The 22,331-nt window shown below is 37.3% G+C and carries 19 protein-coding genes; 11 read left to right on the top strand and 8 right to left on the bottom strand.

Annotation, left to right across the window (positions count from 1 at the left end; genetic code table 11):
* Positions 1-92: 92 nt before the first annotated feature.
* The 6 genes from H3Z82_RS04840 to H3Z82_RS04815 form a co-directional block, all read right to left on the bottom strand.
* The gene (locus H3Z82_RS04840; protein WP_182203131.1) at positions 93-1,472 is read right to left on the bottom strand and encodes a TlpA family protein disulfide reductase; all 1,380 of its coding nucleotides are present in this window, start codon (positions 1,470-1,472) and stop codon (positions 93-95) included.
* Positions 1,462-2,970 carry a PKD-like family lipoprotein gene (locus tag H3Z82_RS04835; protein WP_182203129.1) on the bottom strand — a complete coding sequence of 503 codons (1,509 nt, stop codon included), beginning with the start codon at positions 2,968-2,970 and terminating at the stop codon, positions 1,462-1,464. Before H3Z82_RS04835 ends, H3Z82_RS04840 begins: the two co-directional genes overlap by 11 nt.
* A gap of 29 nt (positions 2,971-2,999) precedes the next feature.
* The gene (locus H3Z82_RS04830; RefSeq protein WP_182203127.1) at positions 3,000-3,680 is read right to left on the bottom strand and encodes a DUF4843 domain-containing protein; all 681 of its coding nucleotides are present in this window, start codon (positions 3,678-3,680) and stop codon (positions 3,000-3,002) included.
* 10 nt (positions 3,681-3,690) lie between these two features.
* Positions 3,691-5,127, bottom strand: a complete 1,437-nt coding sequence (locus H3Z82_RS04825; protein WP_182203125.1) for a RagB/SusD family nutrient uptake outer membrane protein — start codon at positions 5,125-5,127, stop codon at positions 3,691-3,693.
* Between the two features lie 13 nt (positions 5,128-5,140).
* Entirely contained in the window at positions 5,141-8,530 is a 3,390-nt protein-coding gene (locus H3Z82_RS04820; protein WP_220459131.1) for a SusC/RagA family TonB-linked outer membrane protein, read from the bottom strand.
* Positions 8,531-8,630: 100 nt separating this feature from the next.
* Positions 8,631-9,809 carry a FecR family protein gene (locus H3Z82_RS04815; RefSeq protein WP_182203123.1) on the bottom strand — a complete coding sequence of 393 codons (1,179 nt, stop codon included), beginning with the start codon at positions 9,807-9,809 and terminating at the stop codon, positions 8,631-8,633.
* Positions 9,810-9,919: 110 nt separating this feature from the next.
* On the opposite strand from H3Z82_RS04815, the gene H3Z82_RS19610 reads away from it, so the two are divergent.
* The 4 genes from H3Z82_RS19610 to H3Z82_RS04800 all read left to right on the top strand — a co-directional run bounded on the left by H3Z82_RS19610 (position 9,920) and on the right by H3Z82_RS04800 (position 11,932).
* Positions 9,920-10,213 carry an RNA polymerase sigma factor gene (locus tag H3Z82_RS19610; RefSeq protein ID WP_317172429.1) on the top strand — a complete coding sequence of 98 codons (294 nt, stop codon included), beginning with the start codon at positions 9,920-9,922 and terminating at the stop codon, positions 10,211-10,213.
* Between the two features lie 19 nt (positions 10,214-10,232).
* Positions 10,233-10,499: a sigma factor-like helix-turn-helix DNA-binding protein gene (locus H3Z82_RS19605; RefSeq protein ID WP_235982373.1), complete on the top strand. Its 267-nt coding sequence runs from the start codon at positions 10,233-10,235 to the stop codon at positions 10,497-10,499.
* 148 nt (positions 10,500-10,647) lie between these two features.
* Complete coding sequence (locus H3Z82_RS04805) at positions 10,648-11,118, top strand: ferritin-like domain-containing protein (protein WP_182203121.1); 471 nt, start codon at positions 10,648-10,650, stop codon at positions 11,116-11,118.
* Positions 11,119-11,458: 340 nt separating this feature from the next.
* Positions 11,459-11,932 carry a ferritin-like domain-containing protein gene (locus H3Z82_RS04800; RefSeq protein WP_182203118.1) on the top strand — a complete coding sequence of 158 codons (474 nt, stop codon included), beginning with the start codon at positions 11,459-11,461 and terminating at the stop codon, positions 11,930-11,932.
* Positions 11,933-12,018: 86 nt separating this feature from the next.
* Here H3Z82_RS04800 and H3Z82_RS04795 read toward each other — a convergent pair whose 3' ends face one another.
* Together H3Z82_RS04795 and H3Z82_RS04790 are read right to left on the bottom strand one after the other, a co-directional pair.
* Positions 12,019-13,716: a DUF2207 domain-containing protein gene (locus H3Z82_RS04795; protein WP_182203116.1), complete on the bottom strand. Its 1,698-nt coding sequence runs from the start codon at positions 13,714-13,716 to the stop codon at positions 12,019-12,021.
* Positions 13,717-13,805: 89 nt separating this feature from the next.
* Positions 13,806-14,360, bottom strand: a complete 555-nt coding sequence (locus H3Z82_RS04790) for a LemA family protein (protein WP_182203114.1) — start codon at positions 14,358-14,360, stop codon at positions 13,806-13,808.
* A 345-nt stretch (positions 14,361-14,705) separates the two neighbouring features.
* Here H3Z82_RS04790 and H3Z82_RS04785 point away from each other — a divergent pair, with 345 nt between their 5' ends.
* The 7 genes from H3Z82_RS04785 to H3Z82_RS19725 all read left to right on the top strand — a co-directional run bounded on the left by H3Z82_RS04785 (position 14,706) and on the right by H3Z82_RS19725 (position 22,295).
* Positions 14,706-15,152: a response regulator gene (locus tag H3Z82_RS04785; RefSeq protein ID WP_182203112.1), complete on the top strand. Its 447-nt coding sequence runs from the start codon at positions 14,706-14,708 to the stop codon at positions 15,150-15,152.
* 8 nt (positions 15,153-15,160) lie between these two features.
* On the top strand, positions 15,161-18,766 hold the full coding sequence (locus H3Z82_RS04780; protein WP_182203110.1) for a PAS domain-containing sensor histidine kinase: 3,606 nt from the start codon (positions 15,161-15,163) through the stop codon (positions 18,764-18,766).
* A gap of 205 nt (positions 18,767-18,971) precedes the next feature.
* On the top strand, positions 18,972-19,535 hold the full coding sequence (locus tag H3Z82_RS04775) for a helix-turn-helix domain-containing protein (RefSeq protein WP_182203109.1): 564 nt from the start codon (positions 18,972-18,974) through the stop codon (positions 19,533-19,535).
* Between the two features lie 11 nt (positions 19,536-19,546).
* Entirely contained in the window at positions 19,547-19,993 is a 447-nt protein-coding gene (locus tag H3Z82_RS04770) for a response regulator (RefSeq protein WP_182203107.1), read from the top strand.
* 22 nt (positions 19,994-20,015) lie between these two features.
* Positions 20,016-21,812, top strand: a complete 1,797-nt coding sequence (locus tag H3Z82_RS04765; RefSeq protein WP_235982372.1) for a CHASE3 domain-containing protein — start codon at positions 20,016-20,018, stop codon at positions 21,810-21,812.
* Positions 21,813-21,987: 175 nt separating this feature from the next.
* The gene (locus H3Z82_RS04760) at positions 21,988-22,134 is read left to right on the top strand and encodes a DUF5670 family protein (protein WP_182203105.1); all 147 of its coding nucleotides are present in this window, start codon (positions 21,988-21,990) and stop codon (positions 22,132-22,134) included.
* Positions 22,135-22,169: 35 nt separating this feature from the next.
* Complete coding sequence (locus H3Z82_RS19725) at positions 22,170-22,295, top strand: hypothetical protein (RefSeq protein ID WP_262890681.1); 126 nt, start codon at positions 22,170-22,172, stop codon at positions 22,293-22,295.
* Positions 22,296-22,331 lie beyond the last annotated feature (36 nt).

Raw genomic sequence — 22,331 nt, 5'->3', positions numbered from 1 at the left:
ACTCGTTAAATAGTTCTATGGATTAGGATCAGAAGGCCGTGGAAGGTCACTGTAGTGCCTGGAGTTATTAAATCAAAGTCATTTTTGACTTTTCAGATTCCAGGCAACTTACTCAAGCTTTGAGAAGTCTTTAAATTTGATGGGCGAGTCATTTTTGAATCTATAATATTACCCTGAGGATCGATAAGGATAAAACGAGGTATTAAGTCTATCATATAATTCTTACGAAATGTAGTATCATTCCCAATATGTAAAACAAAACCTTTCATATTTTCTTTCTCTACCTTCTCTCTCCAATCATTCATATTCTCATCTATGGAAACACTCACAAAATTAATTTTTCTTCCTTCGAACTGTTCCTCTAATTTTTTTAGTACAGGATATTCCTTTAAACAAGGAACGCACCAAGTAGCCCATACATCAATATAAAGATATTTTCCATAAAAATCTGAAAGTTGAAAACTATTGCCATCGATACTAGTAAATTTAAAATCAGGAGCAGGATTTCCTTTCTCTAGTTTTGAATACTCATTATACATCTTTTGGAATTCGCTTATTTTACTCCGATCCTCAACCTTTAAGTTATAAAAAGGGAGCATCTCATCGATACCTGCTATACCATTATCTCTAACATAATAAAATATGAAAGAGTGTGTAAGATACTCTGCCAAACGTGCTCCTTCAATGTTATCATCTACATAAGTTAGTTGGCTCCTCAACTTGCTAATAGGCTTGTTGTCAAGACTGTTTCTGTTTGCAAGCATTTGAACCCATTTTTTGAAAGATTGCCTGTACTCGAAAAGTTCACTCAGTGTTGAATCTTCTTGCATTTTTTCTACTAAAGTATTATAATAATCATCACTAGGGGAGTGGTCTATTCCATGGTATCTTGAATAATAAAGTGAATAATCGAGCAACATATTGTTGACTATGAAATCCATTCTCCTCTTTTCAATCTTTATAAAATTGTCTGGTAAAGAGAGTGTATCAAAATGCATTTTTAACAAGCCTGAGAGCTTTCCCCATTGATTTAAAAACTTTTCTTCCTGCATTTTATAATCTACATTTAAACGTGGTATGTAATTATTAAGATAGTTATTTATTTTTGCCATGTCTCCTGTAAAGCTATATTCGCCATTTTCATCTCTATAAAGACTAAGCTCTTTTCCTGGTTCAAGATATGTAGAGCGAATTTCTCGCGGTCCATATATAGATGCATATCCAGAGCCAGAGACTCCAGATATATTTAACTTAGCTATTCCCTGACTATCCAGTGACACCCTATAAGATGAATCCTTAAAAAAAACACTTACCGACCTGCTACTCCCATGCTGTCCCATATTAATATTGAGTATGATATCAGTGTTTTTGTTCAATCCGTCTTGAAAGCGCGATTTCTTACAGGATGCAGTGAGCAATAGCAACATACCAATCAATGCAATCAAGTTTATTATTGATACTTTATGAGCCATATTTTGCATAATTATAATCCATATCTAAAATTCTTCCAAATCCGTCGAATACCTTTTCCGATTCTTTTTCAATGGTCCCCACACTTTCATTGAATTTATACATATATATCTTACCTTCTCCAGTATTATCATTATGTGTAGAAAGTATCAGTATTTTGTTGTCGTAGGGATGACTTGTAATATATCTATCTACCAATGGTTTGAAAATCTTCATATTTGTTATTCTTTCATCAATTGGGACGCTATGAGCCTTATTGCCTGTGTTGCTACCTGCATAATCATAGAGATATATATCCTTATCTGTTGCATAGAAGAACACGTTTCCTCGTTCTCCTATCGCATAATACTTGGCATTAGCCAACTCAGGAATGTTGTCTGCACTGTACATGGCAACATCAAAATTATTCTTAACATCAAAATTGAGAACATAGAGGGAGAGCTCTTGAGTGTCCCAGTCTTCCATTAGACCATAGTCGTAATGCTTGAAACCTGTATCCATATAGAGTAGTTTTGCTCCCATATTGTTCCAATCAAACTTTCTTCCTACTGCCTCAGGTAAAGGAGTAGCGGTAAGGTATGGATTCTGTATTCCCAAAAACCGACCATTCAACTCATCGTATATCATTCCTTTAAAAGTCCACAATTGCTTTGGTCCCCATTTGGAGGCACGATAAGTTTCTCCATCTTTGAGTATTGGCTCTGTGTAGCCTTCTCCTAGAAGTTCGTTAATGTAGTATCTTCCATCTGAAATAATAACCTCATTCCCTCGTCCAAGACACCAATAGTAGTCGAAATAGAAATAATTTTCGGGTTGCAAAGGCTTTTCGTCGAACATCAAGGTAGAAAGATCATAAGTTTTCTGCATAGTAGTAGCTGAGAGCCTAACCCCACCTTCATCCGTAAGTATAACAACATACTGATAACGGCCCAATGCAAAATAATTCGAAATTTTTAGGCCATGTCCCTGAAGAGGTTCTCCATTTACAGATTCGTATAGATTGCGAAGAATAATATCTTCTTGATGCCGCTCTGAAAAGTAGGGAGACATTATTAAATCAAAATCCGTTTTACCGTCTTTTTCTTGTAAAACCATCCAACCTTCTGATATCACTCCCTGCACCATCAAGTCAATAGTTTTATATTCACTCACGTTTGTAAGTTTGTTGGTAGTCGTGAATACTAAAGTATATGACCCAGGAACCTCAACTACTTCATAAGAGAGCTCTTTTGTATCAGAAATAGATTTTTTTAGTTTGTTTCCTATTTCATTCGACCACAGCCTCCAGCTATAAGTATAATCGTCTTCTGCCATTCCATCAAGATCAATCTCAACAGGAACTGTTAGAGTATTGAACTGAGTAACATATACAGTATCTTGTGCTGTAATCGTAACATTAGAAAGTTGAGAGTAGTCATAGTTACCTGTATCATTATAGCAGGAGTTAATAGCGATTATCATGACTACACTCAATAAAAAAATAAATATTTTTTTCATCATAAGAGTGTTTTTATATTATTAATTTGAATTTAAAAGGTCACCAAAAGACCATTTTCATCTGTGAGAAAATCTCCAGGATGCTCTTTGTTGTATTCATATAGAGCTTTGTTGAGCTCTCCTATGTAATAGATCAATTCTTGAGCATTCCATTCACTATAATTAGTTCCCTTTCCAGTAACCTTAATAACAAATTCATGCTTTACTCTGCTATATTCATTGAAGGGCCAGTCAGAAGGTTCAATGAGTTTACTGGTAAGTATAATTTTATATGTTGATTTATCTATAGGACTTGAGGCAAAGTTCGCGTTCTCACTGAGTTTAAAAGCTATTACCAAAGACTCATCCTCGAGGTTCGATGTTTTTTTTACGTTGACTCTCAGTTTTCCTGTTATTGAATCTGCCTGAATAACAGATTGCCCAATAATAAAATTATCATTTTCCTTTGCAGTAGTCTTTTCTTTGTCAATTTCAACTCCAACTTCTCGGTCCACTGGAGAGGTAAGCCCTATCAATTGAATTGGTATATCTATAACATCTTCACTTACACCTGGATGCAAAGCAAAGGAATATGTAACACTGTCTTGTTCTGCAATATTGTATATAAACCTTACTGTAGAAAGAGATTCATCGTATTCTAAATACTTATTGTTACAGCCACTTAAAGCAATTAACAATAACAACACACCAAATATTTTATTAATTTGTTTCATATTCATCTTTTTAATTTCTGGTACCATAATCATTTTCTTGATCCGGAATTGGGAGTGTATAATAGCTTTTGGCAAATGGTACTATCGTATTTGGAATAATATCCATATCAGTCCTTTTACAGTAGAAAAACCATTGTCCTTCACCTACAAACTCTTTTCGATACTCTTTGGCGATTTCATTTTGCAAAACTTTGTCTGTTACTTCAATTTGTAAATCATAGCCAGAATCAAAACCCCTATGCTGTCTCAGCGTATTAAAATAATTTAATGCTTCTTCTTTTGCTGGTGCACATTCACTTGCAATAAGGTACATTTCACTGATACTTAGAAGTGGTTGACGGTTTTTGTATTCAGTAGGCATTGTGCGGAATTGCCACAACTTTGTGCTTCCATAGAAGTTTTCTTTTTGGGTCTCAAAGTAGTATGTATATCTCCAGTCAAAGCCCCCATACCTATCAGTTTCAAAAATATCGTTTAGAACAGAGGGTTTGATAACAAGAAGATTAGATTTATCCTCTGACTGTCCCTCCCTCAAATATTTACCGGTAAGTTCGTCTATCTTTGAATTGTTGAGCATAAAAATTCCTTCAGTTACAAAAATGCCGTCTCTTGTCTCTCTGGTAGGTGTGGTTACTTTTGTCCGTGCAACCCAAGGAAATTTCCCAGAATTTATTATCTCCATGGCATTTTGATATGCATTAGATTTATCGTTCTTGAAGAGATATGCACGAGCGAGAAGAGCTCGTACTGCATAATAATTTAAATGAAATTCTCTGTTCCCCAAGAAAGTGGTGTTCTCTACCTCTCCTTTGATAGGATCGTTGATTAATAGTGACGCTGCCTCTTGAAGATCAGCAATAATTAAATTAATTGTTTCTGATACTGTCGAAAACGGAGTTACTTCTTTTGAGATACTTTTCACATAAGGTATTGACTCTTCATTAGCACCTGTTGCATAGCTCCCTCCAAATATTCGTAACAGATCGAAGTGCAAAAATGCACGTAGAGCAAGAGCCTCAGCCTTATATATTCTCTCCTCTTCCTCCAGCAATATTCCTTTGTGATCTTCAAGTCCTTTTAAAAGGATGTTGGTGTTTGCAATTGTATTGTACATCTTGCTCCACACATTTTCTATAACAGATACACTGTTTATATTATCATAATTAAATCGATTAAAAGAATAATACTTCCCAGTTTCCTGAGTCCAAACATATTGCTGCCCCAAAGCATCCATCATACCATACGTAAGGTTTGCACCGTAAAGATCTTCCGAACATAAAGATGTATATACTCCGGTTAACTGATCTTTGAAGCCATATTTATTACTGAACAAATCATCATATTTAACCTCAGATTTTGGACTCACAGATAACGCATCTTCACACGATGCGTTTATCAAGCATATTGCAAATATGCCGAGTATAAATTTTATTTTTTTTATTTTCATAATTTATCTTCTATTAAAAGGTTGCCTGAATTGAAATTGAGTAAGTTCGCGCAAAAGGATAATCAAGTCCTCTCTCTATTTTAACGCTGGAAGCCCTGAAAACATCGTTCATATAAAAGCTCGTTTTAAGTTGTTTTAGTTTTAGTATTGAAAGTAAGGACGAGTGTTTAAAATCGTAGCCTATATTAATAGTTGACAATCTCAATTCGTTTAGATCCTGTACAAAACGTGAACTGGGTCTAGTGGTTTTATTACTATCATAGGAGAATGCAACAATGTCGCCGGGTTTTTTCCATACAGAATCGTAGATTCTTTTATCTACATTCAGAGGCAAATAGGCATTTTCTACTCTATCGACAAGGGTTTGGTTATAAATTTGTCCTCCAAATTGAAAGTTGAATGACATATTAATAAAAGCTCCCTTGAAATCTGCATTCAATCCAAAATTCCCATTGAAAGAGGGTATTGATTCTCCAGATACAACCTGGTCTTGCGCTCTCCACTCGGTAGTTATATCTCCCTCTTTAGTCAGGAAAAGCTCTTCTCCCGAGGCAGGATCAATGCCCAAAGAACGTACAGCCCAGATCGCATTCAAAGACTGCCCTTCTTCAAAACGGAGTAAAGGTCTATTGGCAGCTGAACCACTTCCAGTGGTTAAATTATCGTCATTGGTATCATTAAAACTTTTTAGGGCATTTGATATTTTGTCAATTTTATTTTTGTTTCCAGCAATAGAGAAAAACGTACTTAGATTTCGGTCGTTCTTAGGGTCTGATATCAGACGTCCATTAATTCTCAACTCCACACCTCTATTTTGAGTGCTTCCCAAATTTTCTTTATAGGTGAGAAACCCCATTGAAGGAGGAATGGTAAGATCCAACAGCTGATCTTTCGTTTTCTGGATATAGTAATCAAAACTGATGCTAAGCCTTCCCCATAAATTGGCATCGAAACCCACGTTATAATCCATTGTCTTCTGCCATCTCAGGTCATCATTAGGTAGATTGAACAAATAAGATCCAACCCAATTGTCATATGCTTGGGACTGATAGTATCCAAAAGTGGCTAATGACTGATAAGAGTTGAAATTCTGAGAACCTGTGTATCCGGTTGAGGCTCTAGCCTTAAATTGTTTTAACCAATCAAAATTCTCCATAAATTTTTCATTATGTAGATTCCAGCCTGCACCTGCTGACCAGAAATGTCCCCAGCGATTTTCTTTACCAAACATAGAAGATGCAGAAGCTCGATATGAGAAATCAGCCAAATAGCGGTTATCATACGAGTAGTTTGCAGCCGAAAGCACCCCAATCTCTCTACTTATACTTTCGTTTCCGCTAGGTCGGGAATTCAAAGGATACTCTCTGCCTGAGGCAATAAAATCAAGACGGTCGGTAGGAAAACCAATCACTGAAAAACCCACATTTTCCGATGAGTTTTGCTGAGCATTTATACCTGCATTAACAAAAAGCTGATGTTTTCCTTTTCGATGTGAATAATGTGTATTTAAGTCAAAACGGATATTTGAATTCTCTCCTAAAGATTTATCGTAAGAGCCCCTTTCGAAAAAACGATTCTCGTCCCAATTTGCAAACCGGGTATGAGATGCAGGATAAAAATCATCACGTGTATTCTGAGTTCTCGAAAGACCAAGACGACCTACCAATTTCAGAGCTTCCATCGCCTGCCATTCAATATATAAGTTATTGGTAAGTCCGGTGTATTCACTGAAATTCTTTGTACCAATCTGCGCGTTCCACATTGGATTGCCAATCGGGGTCTCCATTAGCCCACCTCCCCCTACAACGCCTAAGATCCGTTTGAGCTGTCCGTTTTCTTCATATGGACTCCAATAAGGATTTAATCGTGTGTACTCTGAAAAGGAGCCATATGGCGAATCATCACCTCTATTCAGAGAGACACTAAACAGATTTCTAAACATAAGATTCTTATAACGATAAGAAAAAGAAAAACTACCAGTAAACGTCTTACGCTCAGACCTTTTCATAACACCTTTAATATCGTTATAAAACAGATCGACACCATAACGCACATATTCATCACCGCCTTCAACATATGCAGAATGACGATGACCTACTCCTAATTGAAGGGGTTTTGAAGGCCAGTGAGTATCCACTCCTCGAGCAATATCAGCCCGTATATTATTAAGGTGCTGTTCCCAATAGTAGGCGTACTCATGATGATAATCATAGTCGGGAGTCATAATGTCTCTCTCTAATATATATTTTTCCTGAGCATTAGTAAGATTATATCCAGTTAGGTCTGGAACCGTAATATTTAAATCACCTTTGTAGGATACTCTCAGTTGTCCAGGTTTAGGTTTATGAGTTTCGATAACAACTACTCCATTTGAAGCTCTTGATCCGTAGATTGCCTTCGCAGCAGCATCTTTTAGCAAAACAACGGTCTCCACTCTGTTCATGTCCATATCAAAAACGGTAGAAATATCGGTTTCAAATCCATCCAAGATAAAAAGTGGTTGGTTTGGATTCCCTTGGTAAGTCCCTTTGAAATCAGGAAGTCCTTGTTGACCCCGAATTTGCACATCGGGCATACGGTTTGGGTTTGAGCCGAAATCTATGTTATCCTGAATTCTAAAGGAAGGGTCAATATTCTTTAGGTTCTGAAGCAAATTCTGATTCCCACTTTTCATAAGTTCCTCTCTTTTAATCACGGTAGTGGATCCGGTAAAGCTTTCAGCTCTTCTTTCAAAGATACCTGTTATCACAACTTCATCCATTTCTTCAGTACTCGCTTTCATTACGATAGACAGCTGCGTATTGTCTTTGATAAGCACTTCTTTAGTAACCATTCCAATATAAGAAAACACTAATATGATTTCATCCTGCACACCCAAAGTCCACTCAAAATCACCATCAATATCAGTCATAGTTCCCTTACGACTACCTTTTAACAATACATTTACACCACTTAGAGGAGCGCCATTTTCATCTGTAACTTTCCCCTTAATAATTTGTTGCATAGTGATCTCATTAACACGATCATCTTCTTGAGTTACTCTCTCAATTACGATAACATTTCTACCTCCATCACCAAACCTAAAATACCCCTCTGGAAGACTAATTTCCAAAAGCTTGTTGGCTTTGATCTTACCCTTTCTAACCTTCACCTTGGGTAAGCCATCAAATATCCCAATCTGGTATAAAAAAGTATAATCCGTTTGATCAATGATTTCGTCAAAAACCTGATCTACAGTAAGTTCTTTATCTGTATCAAACCGGATGATTGCATTTTGAGATAGTAAATCAACCGATGAAAAGCTAAACACGGTTGTGCAAAACAATAAGAGAAATAGTCTCATAAGTGATAGGAGCATCGTTTTCCGCAGGTTAGGGAAACCGTCAGTTAAATTAATTTTCATAAATTTACTTGATTTTGGTTAGTTACTAATTAATCATTTTCTACTAAAGGGGGAGGAAGCAGTGTACTTTGGACGGTAGTTGCTTTTATTCCCCTAATTTTTATTTAATAAGGATTGCATCTTTAGTGATTTCATAAGCATTAATTACTTTAAGGTTTTTTATGGTCGATAAAATATCTTCAAGCTCTTGTTCCTTGCTCAACACCCCCTTGAATCTAATTTTCTCTAGATCTTTATTGGCAAACGCAATATCCACATCATACCATCTTGATAAGACTATCATGATGTCTTTAAGCGACTTTTCCTTGAAGCTAAATAGGCCTTGGCGCCAAGCTGTTTCCATATTCACATCGGCATTCACAACGACCATGCTTGAATTCGGAGAATTAATAGATTGCTGCCCTGGTTTCAAAACCGTGTTGTCATGCGCGCCATTTACCATCACCTTTCCTTCCACTAAGGTGGTGTAAATGTCCGATTCGTCCTTATAAGCCTTGATATTAAATTGCGTACCCAAAACTTCTACAGTTTGCATTTCCGATTGCACTATGAAGGCATCGCCGTTGTGATTGGTGCTCGGAGACACTTCAAAATAGCCTTCTCCATAAACCAAGGTCACCTCTCGCGTTTTTCCCTTTGCAAAGGCAACCGGATATTTTAACTGCGACTCGGAGTTGAGCCACACCTTGGTGCCGTCGGCCAACTGAATAAAGAATTGCCCGCCTCTCGGAATGGTCAATACATTATACACCGGTTCGGCAGAGCTCTCATCATCAACATCATCATCATTGTAAACAAGAGCCTCTCCATCGCTGTTGGCATAGGCTGTTTTGTAGGAAGTATTCTTGTTTAACACAACCTCAGAACCGTCTTCCAACGTTAAAGTAGCTTTATCAGTTCCAATTTCTATGGTGCTTTTAACCATATTTATCGGTGGATTAGACCCCTCCCCGTTCGTAACAAACAATTGATCCTTAAATAAATATCCAATGCCAAGCATCACCAATAACACCGCAGCATAGCTTGAAACTCGATAAAAAGTTTTTAATCTAATCACCTTTTTCTCTTTTGAGATCAATTCTAACAACTGCTTTTTGGATGTATCGGTATCAAATTTCAAAACATTGGCATCTATAAGATGATTGGTTTTAATGTAACTTTTAAAAATTTCCAGATGGGCCTCATCCTTCAACCAAAAATCCAAAGTCTCCAATTCAGATGGAGAGGCTTCCTTGTTTAGATATTTTACGATGATATTTTCTATGACAGGTGTCAACATTAGTTTATTCGATTTATAACTATTACGTTATACTTTTGCTCAACCCTAACTTTTCTTTAACTTTTTTTATACATTGTGACAATTTTCATATTAAACACGTGGAACCCACAATGGAAATGGATTTTTCCGACAATTTTATTTTAGTTGAGGCACTCAGGAATGGGAATGAACACGCTTATTCATTTTTGATGGATACTTACCATCATCAACTTTGTGTTTATGCCTATGGACTAACCCGCGATTATGATCAAGCAGAAGATATTGTCCAGAATGTATTGGTGCGCATTTGGAGAAAACGCCACAACCTAAAAACTGATTTCTCTTTTAAAAGTTATCTCTATAGATCCGTTTACAACGAGTTTATCGATCACTATAGGAAACAAAAAAAAAGTCTTAACACTTGAGAAAATTCATATAGAAGCCTTGAGTCATTTCGTAGAATATGAAGATGACAACGATCTGGAGCGACTAATAACTATCGTAAAAAATGAGATTCAGAACTTACCTCCAAAATGTAAAAAAACATTCTTGCTAAGTAAAGAGGAAGGCTTAACAAATATTGAAATTGCTGAGTTTTTAAATGTCTCCGTCAAATCAGTAGAAGCACATATAACCAAGGCCTTCTCTATCCTTCGATCAAAAATTGGAAGCAGAACAGACGCTATCCTTTTTCTATTATTCCATACGTGAAACACATCACATCGTGTGGACTAACCCATACAATTGAACCTTAACATTCAGAATGCCATATGTTAACACTCTCACAAATGTGAAATTTTTAAGAGAATTAGGGCTATAAATCCTTATGTTCTATGGTTAACCCAAAAAATTATTTACAATGAAAACAACCCTAGAACGAGCTAGACAGAAAACAAACGAAAATAATATTGACGTGTTACAAGCCATTATAGAAAAGAACTATGATGCGCGACAAGGCTACAGAAAAGCGATGATGGATGTACAGGATCCTGAATTAAAAAACTTTATGCAGCAACAAGCACGTCAGCGCAGTAACTTTACGAACGAAATTGATCAACAGATTAGGAATTTAGGTGACACGCCAATAGAAAATGGCAGTATGGCAGCAACCTTACATCGTACCTGGATTGATATTAAGACTCGTGTTGCCAGTAATGCTGATGAAACTATTATTGAAGAGGTCATTCGGGGTGAGAAAGCTAAAGTCAAAGAGTACAAAGATGCTCTAAAAAACAACTTATTGGCACCACAGACCCATAATCTGTTGCAATCTCAATTAAAAGCGATCAAAAACACGCTACAAGATGTAAAGCACTTTAATGCCAATTAATCTTTCCAAGATCATAAAATTTTACAACTTCCAAATTGGAGGTTTTTTTATGCCTAATCGCTTCATAGTAATACACACATTCTGGACAATTTTCATAAAACTCAATCGGTGTTTCTGAATTCTAAAAAGCGTATAAAAGACCTACAGCCTAAAATAGGATAGGCAATATATTTGATCAATATCTTCAAAACAGTCTTCTGTGGTGACATGATTAGACCAGCATTAACACTCTTTAAGAAAACTAATTCGCAACGTTAATCCTATGCTAAATAAGATTTCTTTAAGATAATTTTAGATCTGATAATTGTAATTTAGAGATGAACTTAAAAATTATAGAATCATGAAAACCTCATTAGAAGAAGCTAGAGAACAATCACATAAAGATACCGTTAATGTTTTACAAGGTATCATTGAAAAGAATTACGACGCCGAAAAAGGCTATAAAAAAGCGATGCAGGATGCTGAAAATCCAGCGTTGAAAAATTTTCTAAAGCAACAGGCTGTACAACGTAGTAACTTTGCTACGGCTATTGATAAAGAATTGCGCGATTTGGGCGAAGCGCCTAAAGAAAGCGGAAGCGTTACCGGATCTTTACACCGTGCCTGGATTGACATTAAAAGCTCTGTGGCCGGAAACGACGACGAAGCTGTGTTGGAAGAAGTGATTCGCGGAGAAAAAGCAAGTGTTGATGAATATGAAGATGTCATGAAGAAAAACACGTTAGCTCCAAAAATCCAAAACGTTCTACAATCGCAATTAAGAGATATACAAGGAACGCTTAACCGCGTCAAAACCCTTGAAGATATTTCATAATCACAAATTGAAATAGATCATTGAAAAAACCTCCATCAGGGGGTTTTTTTATACCTATAAGTAACACCGTCCAAATAACAATCTGCTTACCAGCTCCCACCTCCACCGCCGCCAAATCCACCTCCGGACGAACCACCGCCTCCCGAAGACCCACTGCTGCTTGGCGAACTGACCATGGTCGATTTTGCCGAAGACATCGTATTAGCAAAAGAATTGGAAAAACTGTTCATGGTTAAAGGCACTGTTGAGGTTGAACTATACCATTGTGGTGGTGGCACATTTAAGGCATCAAACTTATTGGCCCATTTATCAAACAGCCCAAATGCCAAGGCGTAGCCCATAGTCGTTTCAAAATAGGAAGGATCTTCCGCAATCAACATCCTCAACTTATTTAGTTCAGCCACTTTTATAAATTGCTTAAACCCTTTCAATTCGGAGAAGGCTGTATTTCCTTTCACGTTCTTTTTTATCATGAATTTATTCATAAAGAGTAAGAACATAATCAGAATGATCACAGCAAACATGGCAATAAAACCCCAAACAAATAATAGCAATGGCGCCAATCCTAAAACCAGTAAAACAAGCACCACGTAAGTGATGATCTGTACGCGCTTGGCTCCTCCATCGTAGTACGGTTTTGCAGCTTTCTTTAAAGAACTGCGTGCACTGCTCATTTTGGTGTAGAATTTATTCTTCAGACTGCTAATGAGTACTTCGGTTTCATTTGGAACAATGGACGTTCCAAACAATCCATCAAAAATGGTTCTTTCATAACTCGTGGCATCCTCGGACAGTGGTTTTAAGGCAATCAGTTTGGTATCAGATGATGAGAACCAACCTTTTTTAGGAATCTCTTCTATTCTTAAAATTCCTTTTGAACCCCAATAGGGGATCAAGGCAATTAAATCAGAAATATCATCGGCATCATTGATCAGAAACCCAGCCATAGCAGGATCCATCCCTTCCGGTGGAAAATAGCTGGTAATGCTCACTACTTTATCGTCCTTACCGTAACGCAACCAAGTCATGTAAAATCCACCTAGCAACACAGCCAAAACAAACACCCATCCGTAATCGGTCCAAAACGGCCAGAATGGTTTAATTTCGGCAATGGCGTTTGGTGGTAAATTAATTAAGATGGTCACACTTTGACCTTGATGGGACTTAAAAGTAGGTAGACTTTTACCTTCAACTATAGCGTTGGAAACAACAAAATCAATGTCTTGGGTTTCGGTCGTATCACCTAAGGCTCCCGAATACACAAACACATCGTCTGAACTTAGTGTAATTGAAGACGGGAGGTGTATTTTAAATTCTATAGCATTAAAGGTGGTCCGCCAGTTGTTGGGTTTTAAATTCCAGTAGAATTTCACGCCATCAGATTCATGCAGGAAAGCATTGTGAACTCGGTATCTGATTTCATAGTGTTGCGGTCCCACGACGGTCTTGTTGGCGTCACCAATTTTTATTTGGTAGGCCGACGAGAATTTTTGCTCAAATCCGGATGGCTTTTCAAAATTGTGCCCAGGCACATCAACATCACTAATCTTAATTTTTCGGATCTCCTGATTACCAGATTCGGTCAAAAGATCATATTTGGTTTGGATATCTCTATAAATTCCGTGCTTTGGGATTTCAAAAGTGAGGTCATAATTTTCAATCACATCAAAATAACCGTCCTCATGAAGGGTGATTTCCACTTTATAATGATCCACGGTAAAATCTTGCGCATAGCCAAAATTCAGGCACAGTAAAGCAAGAAGTAAAAATAATAGCTGTTTCATTGATACAGGTCTAAAATACGCAGAACTAGTACGTATTTAAAATTGGCATAGTAAAAAAATGCCGAGGGGATTCAATAGTTACTTAAATGCTAAAAACTCACCTTTACATTCTCACGACTAGCAGCATCCGCCTCAAAATAGTCGAAATGCTGGTACTTAAGCACTCCAGAAAACAATGCACCCGGAAGACTTTCGCCATAAGTATTATTTTCGCGTACCGTTCCGTTGTAATAGCGGCGACTGCGTTCAAGGTTTTCTTCAATTTCATTAAGCTTATTCTGCAAATCGAGGAAACTTGCATTAGCTTTTAAATCGGGGTAAGCTTCACTAAGTGCAAAAATACTTCTCAAGGTTTGTTGCAATTGATTTTCTGCCTTTATCTGCGCATTAATATCGCCATCGGGCACTTGCATTGCTACATTTCGAGCCTGAATGACGCTTTCTAAGGTTTCTTTTTCGTGAGTGGCATAGCCTTTAACAGTTTCAACAAGATTCGGGATTAAATCATAGCGGCGCTTAAGAGCCACATCAATATTACCCCAGGCATCCTTTACCACATTACGGTTCTTGGCAAAGTTGTTAAACACTGAGACCATTAAAAAAACAAGTAGGACAATAACGCCCAGAACAATATATCCAATCATAAACAGGTGGTTTTTAACAAAAATTCCATTTTAAAATAGAAAATTCGTTTATTTACAAGACACTAATATAATGAATTTTGTAGTACGGACAATATGTGAGTTGATCGGACAACGGACGAATTGTATGTTCAAAAAGAATTACATACGAACAGATTTTAATATTAACTTTAAAGGTTTTTAATACTTATGTAGAGCTGACCGTTAACAAACCTAAACGAGTTTTAACCAAGAACCTCCGGGTCCTTCCGAACTTTCTCAGGTGGGTATGTCAAAAAGATCTAAATAAAAAACCATATTTTTGATATAGTAAATCTCAACGTTCTAAAACCAACATGTGGGACTAAAATGAAAAACACAAAGCTACACTTGCTACTTGCGGATGATGATATAGACGACTGCGAATTTTTTAGAGATGCCATTGATGAAACATATCATGCCTGTAAACTCACTGTCTTGAACAATGGGGTGGAGCTGATGGAATTTCTACTATCTGCACCGGATCATCTACCAAATCTGATATTTATGGACCTTAACATGCCAAAAAAATCGGGAATGGAATGTATTGCAGAAATCAAAGCTTCAGACAGCTTATCGCATATCCCCATTGTCATTTACTCTACTTCTCTTGATCAAACGGTTGTCAATAATTTATACGATATGGGAGCCCATCATTATATTCAAAAACCCGCGGAGTTTGCAAGTATAAAAAGCGTTATTGAAAAAGTAGTGGCATTATTTGGCAATACTACAGTTAAACCACCTTCAAGAGAACACTTTATAATTCACCCTTAAATCAATACATGGATAGCAACAGCACATCATATAACTTTCTGCAAGGTGGCGGCGAAATGGGTCAACTCATCAGAGCCAAGGATTGGAGCCAAACGCCATTGGGCCATCCCGAAACCTGGCCGGAAACATTAAAGACCATGGTCAACGTCATGCTCGACAATCCTTTTGGGATGTATATTGCTTGGGGAGAAGACTATACTCAAATTTATAACGACGCTTACCGTCCTATCTTGGCCGACAATAAACATCCACAGGCTTTAGGCACTAGCACAAAAGATACCTTCTTAGAAATTTGGGACATCGTGAGGCCAATGTTTGATGGCGTCATGGAAGGAACACCAATAGGCTTTTCGGACTTTATGTTGCCATTAAACCGAAATGGACAAGTAGAAGTCTGTTACTTTGATTTTGCCTACAGCCCTATAAGAATGAGCAATGGCACTGTGGGCGGCGTGTTGGTAACCATTGTTGAGACCACTAATAAGAAGAAAGCTGAAGAGGCTTTAAAAGAAAGTAAAAATGAATTGGAGTTTGTCATAGATACCGCAGAATTGGGCACTTTTGATTACAATCCCATCACCAAAAATTTTACCGCCAACAACCGATTGAAGAATTGGTTTGGATTACCATCAGAAGAGCGTATTGAACTCTCCAACGCCATAGATGTCATTGCAGAAGAAGATAAAGAACGTGTATTAGAAGCCATTTCTGACGTCTTACAGCCATCCTCTTCTGGAAGTTACAATATCGAATACAGCCTTATAAATCCTGACTCGGGCAAACCCATTATTGTTCATGCCAGAGGGCGTGCATGGTTTAATAAAGCGAAAATTGCTTACAGACTGACCGGTACTATAGAGGATGTCACCAATAGAGTGCTGGAAAGAAAGAGGATTGAAGAAAGCGAAAGAAGTCTTCGGCTAATGATCCTTCAAGCCCCTGTGGCCATAGCCATTTTCAGAGAACCCGATTACCAGGTTGAAATTGCCAATAGATTAGCACTCCAACTATGGGGACGGACTGAGGAACAAGTCTTGAATAAACCCGTTTTTGAGACCCTGCCTGAACTTGTATCACAAGGCATAAAGGATTTTGTGGATGGCGTATATACTACTGGACAACGCTTTTCAACCTCTGAAATGCCAGTAAAATTTACCAAAAATGACGAAGAAGTCCTTATCTATATCAGTTTTTCATTCGAGGCACTTTACGATACTGATGGCCATATTAATGGCGTTATGGCTATTGGTACTGATGTTACACCGCAAGTAGAGGCGCGAAAGAAAGTGGAAGAAAGTGAGCAGAACATGCGGGCTTTAGTAGAAAGTGCACCATTTCCAATTGCGGTATTCACCGGGGATGATATGAGAATACTACTTGCCAATCAGTCGGTTATGGATGCTTGGGGTAAAGGAAACGACGTTATCGGTAAATTATACGCCGATATCCTACCAGAATTTGGCAGCCAACATATTTTTGATCAGATAAGAAAAGTGCTGCGTACCGGTATTCCTTTTCACACTAAAAATCAAAGGGTCGAGATTGTTATAAACGGCAAACTAAATACCTTTTATTATAATTACAGTTTCACACCCTTACTTGATGCCTCTGGCAATGTCTATGCTGTAATGAATACGGCCGCTGAAGTTACAGAGCTCAATGAAGCCAAACAGAAAGTAGAAGAAAGTGAAAAGCGTTTCCGCGATATGGTAATGCAAGCTCCTTTGGGCATTGTTATTTTTAGTGGTAAAGAGAATGTCATTGAAATGGCCAATGACAACTATCTACAGTTAATAGAGAAAACTGAAGCACAATTTGTAGGCAAGCCACTTTTTGAAGTCTTACCAGAGGTAGAGGATGTGATGTCGCCCATTATTACCGATCTTTATAAAACCGGAAGACCTTTTTACGGATATGAATTTCCAATCAAACTTGACCGACACGGTACGACTGAAACAGGCTATTACAATTTTGTTTACCATCCATTAAAAGAAAACAACAACATCATTGGGGTCATGGTAGTGGCTTCGGAGGTCACCGCGATGGTTAAGACCAAGCATCTGATTGAGGAAAACGAAGAAAAGCTTAAACTTATCATTGAGGCTAGCGAGTTAGGGGTTTATGATGCCAATTTGAAATCGGGTGAAATTAACGCTTCTGAACGCTGTTATGAGATCTTAGGTTTTCCAGAAAAAGCCCAGCTATCACATAAAGATATTATTACCACCCTCCATCCTGAGGATCATATCGTTAGGAAAAAGGCCTTCAAAAAAGCATTTGCAGAAGGGACACTTCACTACCAGGCAAGGGTAATCTGGAAAGACCAATCGTTACATTGGATAGACGCCAAAGGCAAAGTGTTTTACGACGATAATAACGAGCCTCTCAGATTATTGGGTACCGTTAGAGATATTACCGAAGAACGCAGCTTTCAACAACAATTGCTGGAGCGCGAGGAAAAATTTAGGCTTCTGGCCGATTCCATGCCGCAACATGTGTGGACTTCAGATCCTGATGGCAACCTTAATTATTTTAATCAATCGGTTTATGATTATTCCGGATTGACGCCTGAACAAATTATTAAGGATGGATGGATACAGATTGTGCACCCCGACGATTGGGAAGAGAATATGAAACAATGGAACGACGCCATAAGCACGGGCAATGACTTTTTAATAGAACACCGATTTAAGAAGTACAATGGCGAGTACCGATGGCAATTGAGCAGGGCAATCCCGCAAAAGGATGCTGATGGCCATATTAAAATGTGGGTGGGATCAAGTACCGATATCCAAGAGCAAAAAATGTTTACGACGGAGTTGGAAAATATGGTCCAATTGCGAACCAATGAATTGGAAAAAAAGAACCTTGATCTTGAAAAAATAAATAAAGAATTACAGTCGTTTGTATATATCTCCAGTCATGACCTGCAGGAACCCTTACGAAAAATCCAGACCTTTTCTTCCCGGATTTTTGAAACCGAATATGACATCCTATCTGATCGGGCCAAGAAACATTTTAACCGGATGCAGAAGTCGGCGTACAGAATGCAAAATTTAATTCAAGATCTGATCTCGTATTCAAGAACCAATGTTCAAGAATCAAATTTTGAAAGTGTAGACCTCAGTGAGGTAATTGAAGAACTGAAAGAAACCTTAAGCGAAGAACTGGAAGAGCATCAGGTTACTATCAAACTCAATAATATATGCGCTATTGAAGTGATCCCTGTACAATTTAAACAAATCATGCATAATTTGATCAGCAATTCCATAAAATTTGCAAAGGCAGAACTTCCCGTAGTTATTGAAATTAATTGTGAGAAAGTTGAAGCAAAAAGCTTGGACATTGCACTGCCCTCAGATCATGCTCATTTTTACCATATCAGCTATACCGATAATGGCATTGGTTTTGAACCTGAATACAACCAAAAGATATTTGAAGTGTTCCAACGCTTACATAGTAAAGATGAATATTCAGGCACGGGAATTGGGTTGGCAATCGTGAAAAGAATCATTGAAAATCACGAAGGTATTATTCACGCCAATGGAAAGTTAAACCAAGGCGCCAAGTTTGATATATATCTGCCAACGGAATCAAGAGCTGTGGAGTATTAGAACCCACTAGTGGTATTATATTGTATTTTAATAGGAATAGGTTTAAACTTCTAAGTTTTTGAGACAACAAAAACCGTTAAAAAATATAAAAAATGTTTAAATTGGACCGCCATTAAAACTTCTTGTTTTCAGTGTGTTTAACTAAGGAATTATGGTGTTTACAGTATAAAAATAATGTTTACTTTTGTAATCTATTTCGTACGTTATGAAAATCTTTATTAAATTTGATTTTACCCAGATCTGCACCAGAGTCATCGATGAAAAACTGGAGGAACTTGGTATCAAATATCGGATGTTGAATTTTGGCGAGATTGAGTTTTTGGAAGACGTACCATCTGATAAACTGAAAGCATTTGACCTTATCCTCAGAGAATACGGGATAGAAAAAATAGAAAACCAGAAAGTTATTTTAGTTCAAAAAATAAAAGACACCATCATTGAGATGGTCTTAAATACAGATGATACCGTCAACGTAAAAAGTTCGGTATATCTCTCAGAAAAATTGGGTCATAGCTATGGATATCTGTCCAATGTATTCTCGGAAGTGACCTATACTTCTATTGAGAATTTTATCATCCTGCAACGTATTGAACATGCAAAATCACTGATGATCAATACCGACTTATCTTTAACGGAAATTGCGTTTAGGCTGCAATATTCTAGTGTAGCCCATTTAAGTACACAATTTAAGAATACAACTGGCATTACGCCTACCACATTTCAACGAATTATTGCTAAAAGAAGAGCTTTGAGCGACAATAAGAACTAATACTGAAAACTATGCGAGAAAATTACACTTATGTGGTATTAGCCGATGATGACGAAGATGACCGCTTGTTTTTTACGGAGGCCTTTGACGAATTGAAGATGAAGACCAAAGTAGATATCTATAAAGATGGCGTGGATTTGATGAACGCACTAAACCAGTCGGAATCAACATTGCCAAACATTCTTTTTTTAGATTTGAACATGCCCATGAAATCCGGCTTGGAATGTCTTACAGAAATTAAAAGCAATCCGAGGTTTAAGGATATTGCCATCGCCATATATTCTACTTCTGCCTCAGAAGAAGATATAGAAGACACCTTTGTAAGTGGTGCCAATATCTACATCAAAAAACCTAATGATTTTAAGGTGCTCAAGAAAATCCTATCCGACGTAGTCACCATGAACTGGCAATACCATACCAGCGGATTGAACAAAGATAATTTCCTATTACGTTTATAATACCACTTAAACTTAACTTGGTATGACCATGAAATTCAAATCCTTATACAATTCTGAACGCTTCTTAAAAATCATTTTCGGTTTGAGTTTATTCATTGTTTTGGTCATGGGAGGTTTGGCGTATCGCTATATCAAGGAACTCTCTGATTCCTTTGATGAAGTTCAAGAAGCTTACCAATTGCACATTGAATTGGAGAAATTACTGTCTGCTTTAAAAGATGCTGAAAGTGGCAAACGCGGCTACATAATCTCCAAGGACTCCACATTTTTAGAACCTTTATGGGTGAGTGGCTCAGAGCTTGACCTTAGTTTACAACGATTGAAAGCGCTTACTCAAGGCAATCCTGATCAGGAAGAGAAAATAGCGGATTTAGAAATCAAAATAGATAACAGTTTACGCATCTTTGAAAAAACCCTACAACTCGCCCAAAAGAATGAAATAGAATCGGCGGAGTTTATCTCGGCGTTCAAAGAAGGAAGACAAAACATGAACAGTGTGCGTTTTAAAGTCCTTGAAATAACCACTCATGAAAGTGACCTGTTGGGCACCAAAAAAGAAAGAAGTTCAAAGAGCCTTTCAAATGCACCAATGGTGGTCTATTATGTTTTAATTTTTTCACTGTTAATCCTTTTATTGATCTATTTACAAATCAGTAAGAACTTAAAGATTCTAAAAGAAAAAAATGAACTTCTGGAAACCTTTAAGGAGTCGACCACACAATCTGAAATTATAAGCAAACATGGCAATTGGATTTGGAATATTGACGACAACACCTTTGAGTATTCAGACAACCTTTATCGATTGTTGGGTGAAGAGCCTCAATCTTTTGAACCTACCCTTGAAAATTTCATAGCCTTCACCCATCCTGAAGATTTGGATAAACTCACGGAGCAAGTCAATAAAATGATGGAAAACGAAGACTTACCTTTCATCCATTATCGCATTATTCAAAAAAGTGGCAGCATAAAGCATTTTAAGGCTTATGGTAAGGTTCTTATAGATTCCGATGGTCATAAAAAGCTGTTGGGAACTACTGCCGATATTACCGACGAAATTGAAAACTACCGTTTGATTGAAGAACGCAACCTAGAATTGGAACGCAACAATAAAGAGTTAGCATCCTTTAATTATGTTGCCAGCCACGACTTACAAGAGCCACTCCGTAAGATCCAAACCTTTATCTCACGTTTGGAAGATAAAGAACAAGAAAACTTAACTGACAACGGAAAACTATATATAAAGCGCATCAAATCATCTTCGGCTCGGATGCGTTCTTTAATTGACGACTTACTTCAATTTTCAAGAACCAACAAATCGGAAGAAGCTTTTGAGGATTCTAACATCAACATCCTTTTAGAAACCGCAAAACATGATTTAGTTGAAATCATATCGGACACAAGAGCGCGTATTTCATCAGATTCAATTCCGTCCATGAAGGTCATCCCATTTCAGATCAAGCAACTGTTCTCAAACCTGATCAGTAATTCTTTAAAATACCGTCGAGAAAATGTGGCACCGGTCATCTCCATCAGATATTCGGAAACTCACGCAAGCGAAGTGCCAAATCTGAAATATTCAAAGCACAGTCGCTATCATACAATTACTATTAAGGATAATGGCATTGGGTTTGACCAAGAATACGCCGAGCAAATTTTCACGCTCTTTAGCAGATTGCATAACAAAAACGAATACTCCGGTACTGGCATCGGACTTTCTATTTGCAAGAAAATAGTTGAAAACCATAACGGCTATATCACTGCGGAAGGTTACCCTAATCAAGGCTCTACATTTATTGTGTATCTTCCAATTACCAGCTAATCACTTTTTAGTTGCTTCAATCTGACACCTTATTTTGCCCAAATAAGGTGTTTTTTTATGCGTTTATGGGAATTCTATAATCAATTCGGAAAATGCTGTAAGAAAAAAGGCAGTGTATTGGCGCATCTTTGTATTGCAGATGAATAGGAAGATAAAGAAAGAAGCCGATTTTAGTATGAAGACGATTTTTTACACGGTATCAGTTCTCGTAGTCATTATATGGGCAGTAAGCTACTTTGTGTATGGTCTTAAAACTCCAGTTCATTTTTTACTATTGACCGCTGCTCTTTTAGGAGTCGCTGGAATGTTGGAGAAACGTTAAAAATTAAGATATAAAATCAATAAAAACTAAAAGTTATGAAAACCAATCTAACATCGTCAGAAAGACAATATGCTAAAGTCGCAAGAGTTTTTCCAAAGAACATTTTTTCTGCAACCAATGCCCGTATTAGGGTATTAAAAACAATAAAGGGTCAAAAATAGATCCGAACCAATCAACATTAATTAACCATAAAAATA

Origin of the sequence: Gelidibacter maritimus (assembly GCF_014062315.1) — a bacterium.
Lineage (GTDB): Bacteria > Bacteroidota > Bacteroidia > Flavobacteriales > Flavobacteriaceae > Gelidibacter > Gelidibacter maritimus.
This window is presented reverse-complemented; position numbering and strand designations above follow the sequence as displayed.

Excerpts from the sequence above, each read along its gene's own strand:
- H3Z82_RS04840 (WP_182203131.1), bottom strand. The coding sequence starts at position 1,472 with ATGGCTCATAAAGTATCAATAATAAACTTGATTGCATTGATTGGTATG.
- H3Z82_RS04835 (WP_182203129.1), bottom strand. The coding sequence starts at position 2,970 with ATGATGAAAAAAATATTTATTTTTTTATTGAGTGTAGTCATGATAATC.
- H3Z82_RS04830 (WP_182203127.1), bottom strand. The coding sequence starts at position 3,680 with ATGAAACAAATTAATAAAATATTTGGTGTGTTGTTATTGTTAATTGCT.
- H3Z82_RS04825 (WP_182203125.1), bottom strand. The coding sequence starts at position 5,127 with ATGAAAATAAAAAAAATAAAATTTATACTCGGCATATTTGCAATATGC.
- H3Z82_RS04820 (WP_220459131.1), bottom strand. The coding sequence starts at position 8,530 with ATGAAAATTAATTTAACTGACGGTTTCCCTAACCTGCGGAAAACGATG.
- H3Z82_RS04815 (WP_182203123.1), bottom strand. The coding sequence starts at position 9,809 with ATGTTGACACCTGTCATAGAAAATATCATCGTAAAATATCTAAACAAG.
- H3Z82_RS19610 (WP_317172429.1), top strand. The coding sequence starts at position 9,920 with ATGGAAATGGATTTTTCCGACAATTTTATTTTAGTTGAGGCACTCAGG.
- H3Z82_RS04805 (WP_182203121.1), top strand. The coding sequence starts at position 10,648 with ATGAAAACAACCCTAGAACGAGCTAGACAGAAAACAAACGAAAATAAT.
- H3Z82_RS04800 (WP_182203118.1), top strand. The coding sequence starts at position 11,459 with ATGAAAACCTCATTAGAAGAAGCTAGAGAACAATCACATAAAGATACC.
- H3Z82_RS04795 (WP_182203116.1), bottom strand. The coding sequence starts at position 13,716 with ATGAAACAGCTATTATTTTTACTTCTTGCTTTACTGTGCCTGAATTTT.
- H3Z82_RS04790 (WP_182203114.1), bottom strand. The coding sequence starts at position 14,360 with ATGATTGGATATATTGTTCTGGGCGTTATTGTCCTACTTGTTTTTTTA.
- H3Z82_RS04785 (WP_182203112.1), top strand. The coding sequence starts at position 14,706 with ATGAAAAACACAAAGCTACACTTGCTACTTGCGGATGATGATATAGAC.
- H3Z82_RS04780 (WP_182203110.1), top strand. The coding sequence starts at position 15,161 with ATGGATAGCAACAGCACATCATATAACTTTCTGCAAGGTGGCGGCGAA.
- H3Z82_RS04775 (WP_182203109.1), top strand. The coding sequence starts at position 18,972 with ATGAAAATCTTTATTAAATTTGATTTTACCCAGATCTGCACCAGAGTC.
- H3Z82_RS04770 (WP_182203107.1), top strand. The coding sequence starts at position 19,547 with ATGCGAGAAAATTACACTTATGTGGTATTAGCCGATGATGACGAAGAT.
- H3Z82_RS04765 (WP_235982372.1), top strand. The coding sequence starts at position 20,016 with ATGACCATGAAATTCAAATCCTTATACAATTCTGAACGCTTCTTAAAA.
- H3Z82_RS04760 (WP_182203105.1), top strand. The coding sequence starts at position 21,988 with ATGAAGACGATTTTTTACACGGTATCAGTTCTCGTAGTCATTATATGG.
- H3Z82_RS19725 (WP_262890681.1), top strand. The coding sequence starts at position 22,170 with ATGAAAACCAATCTAACATCGTCAGAAAGACAATATGCTAAAGTCGCA.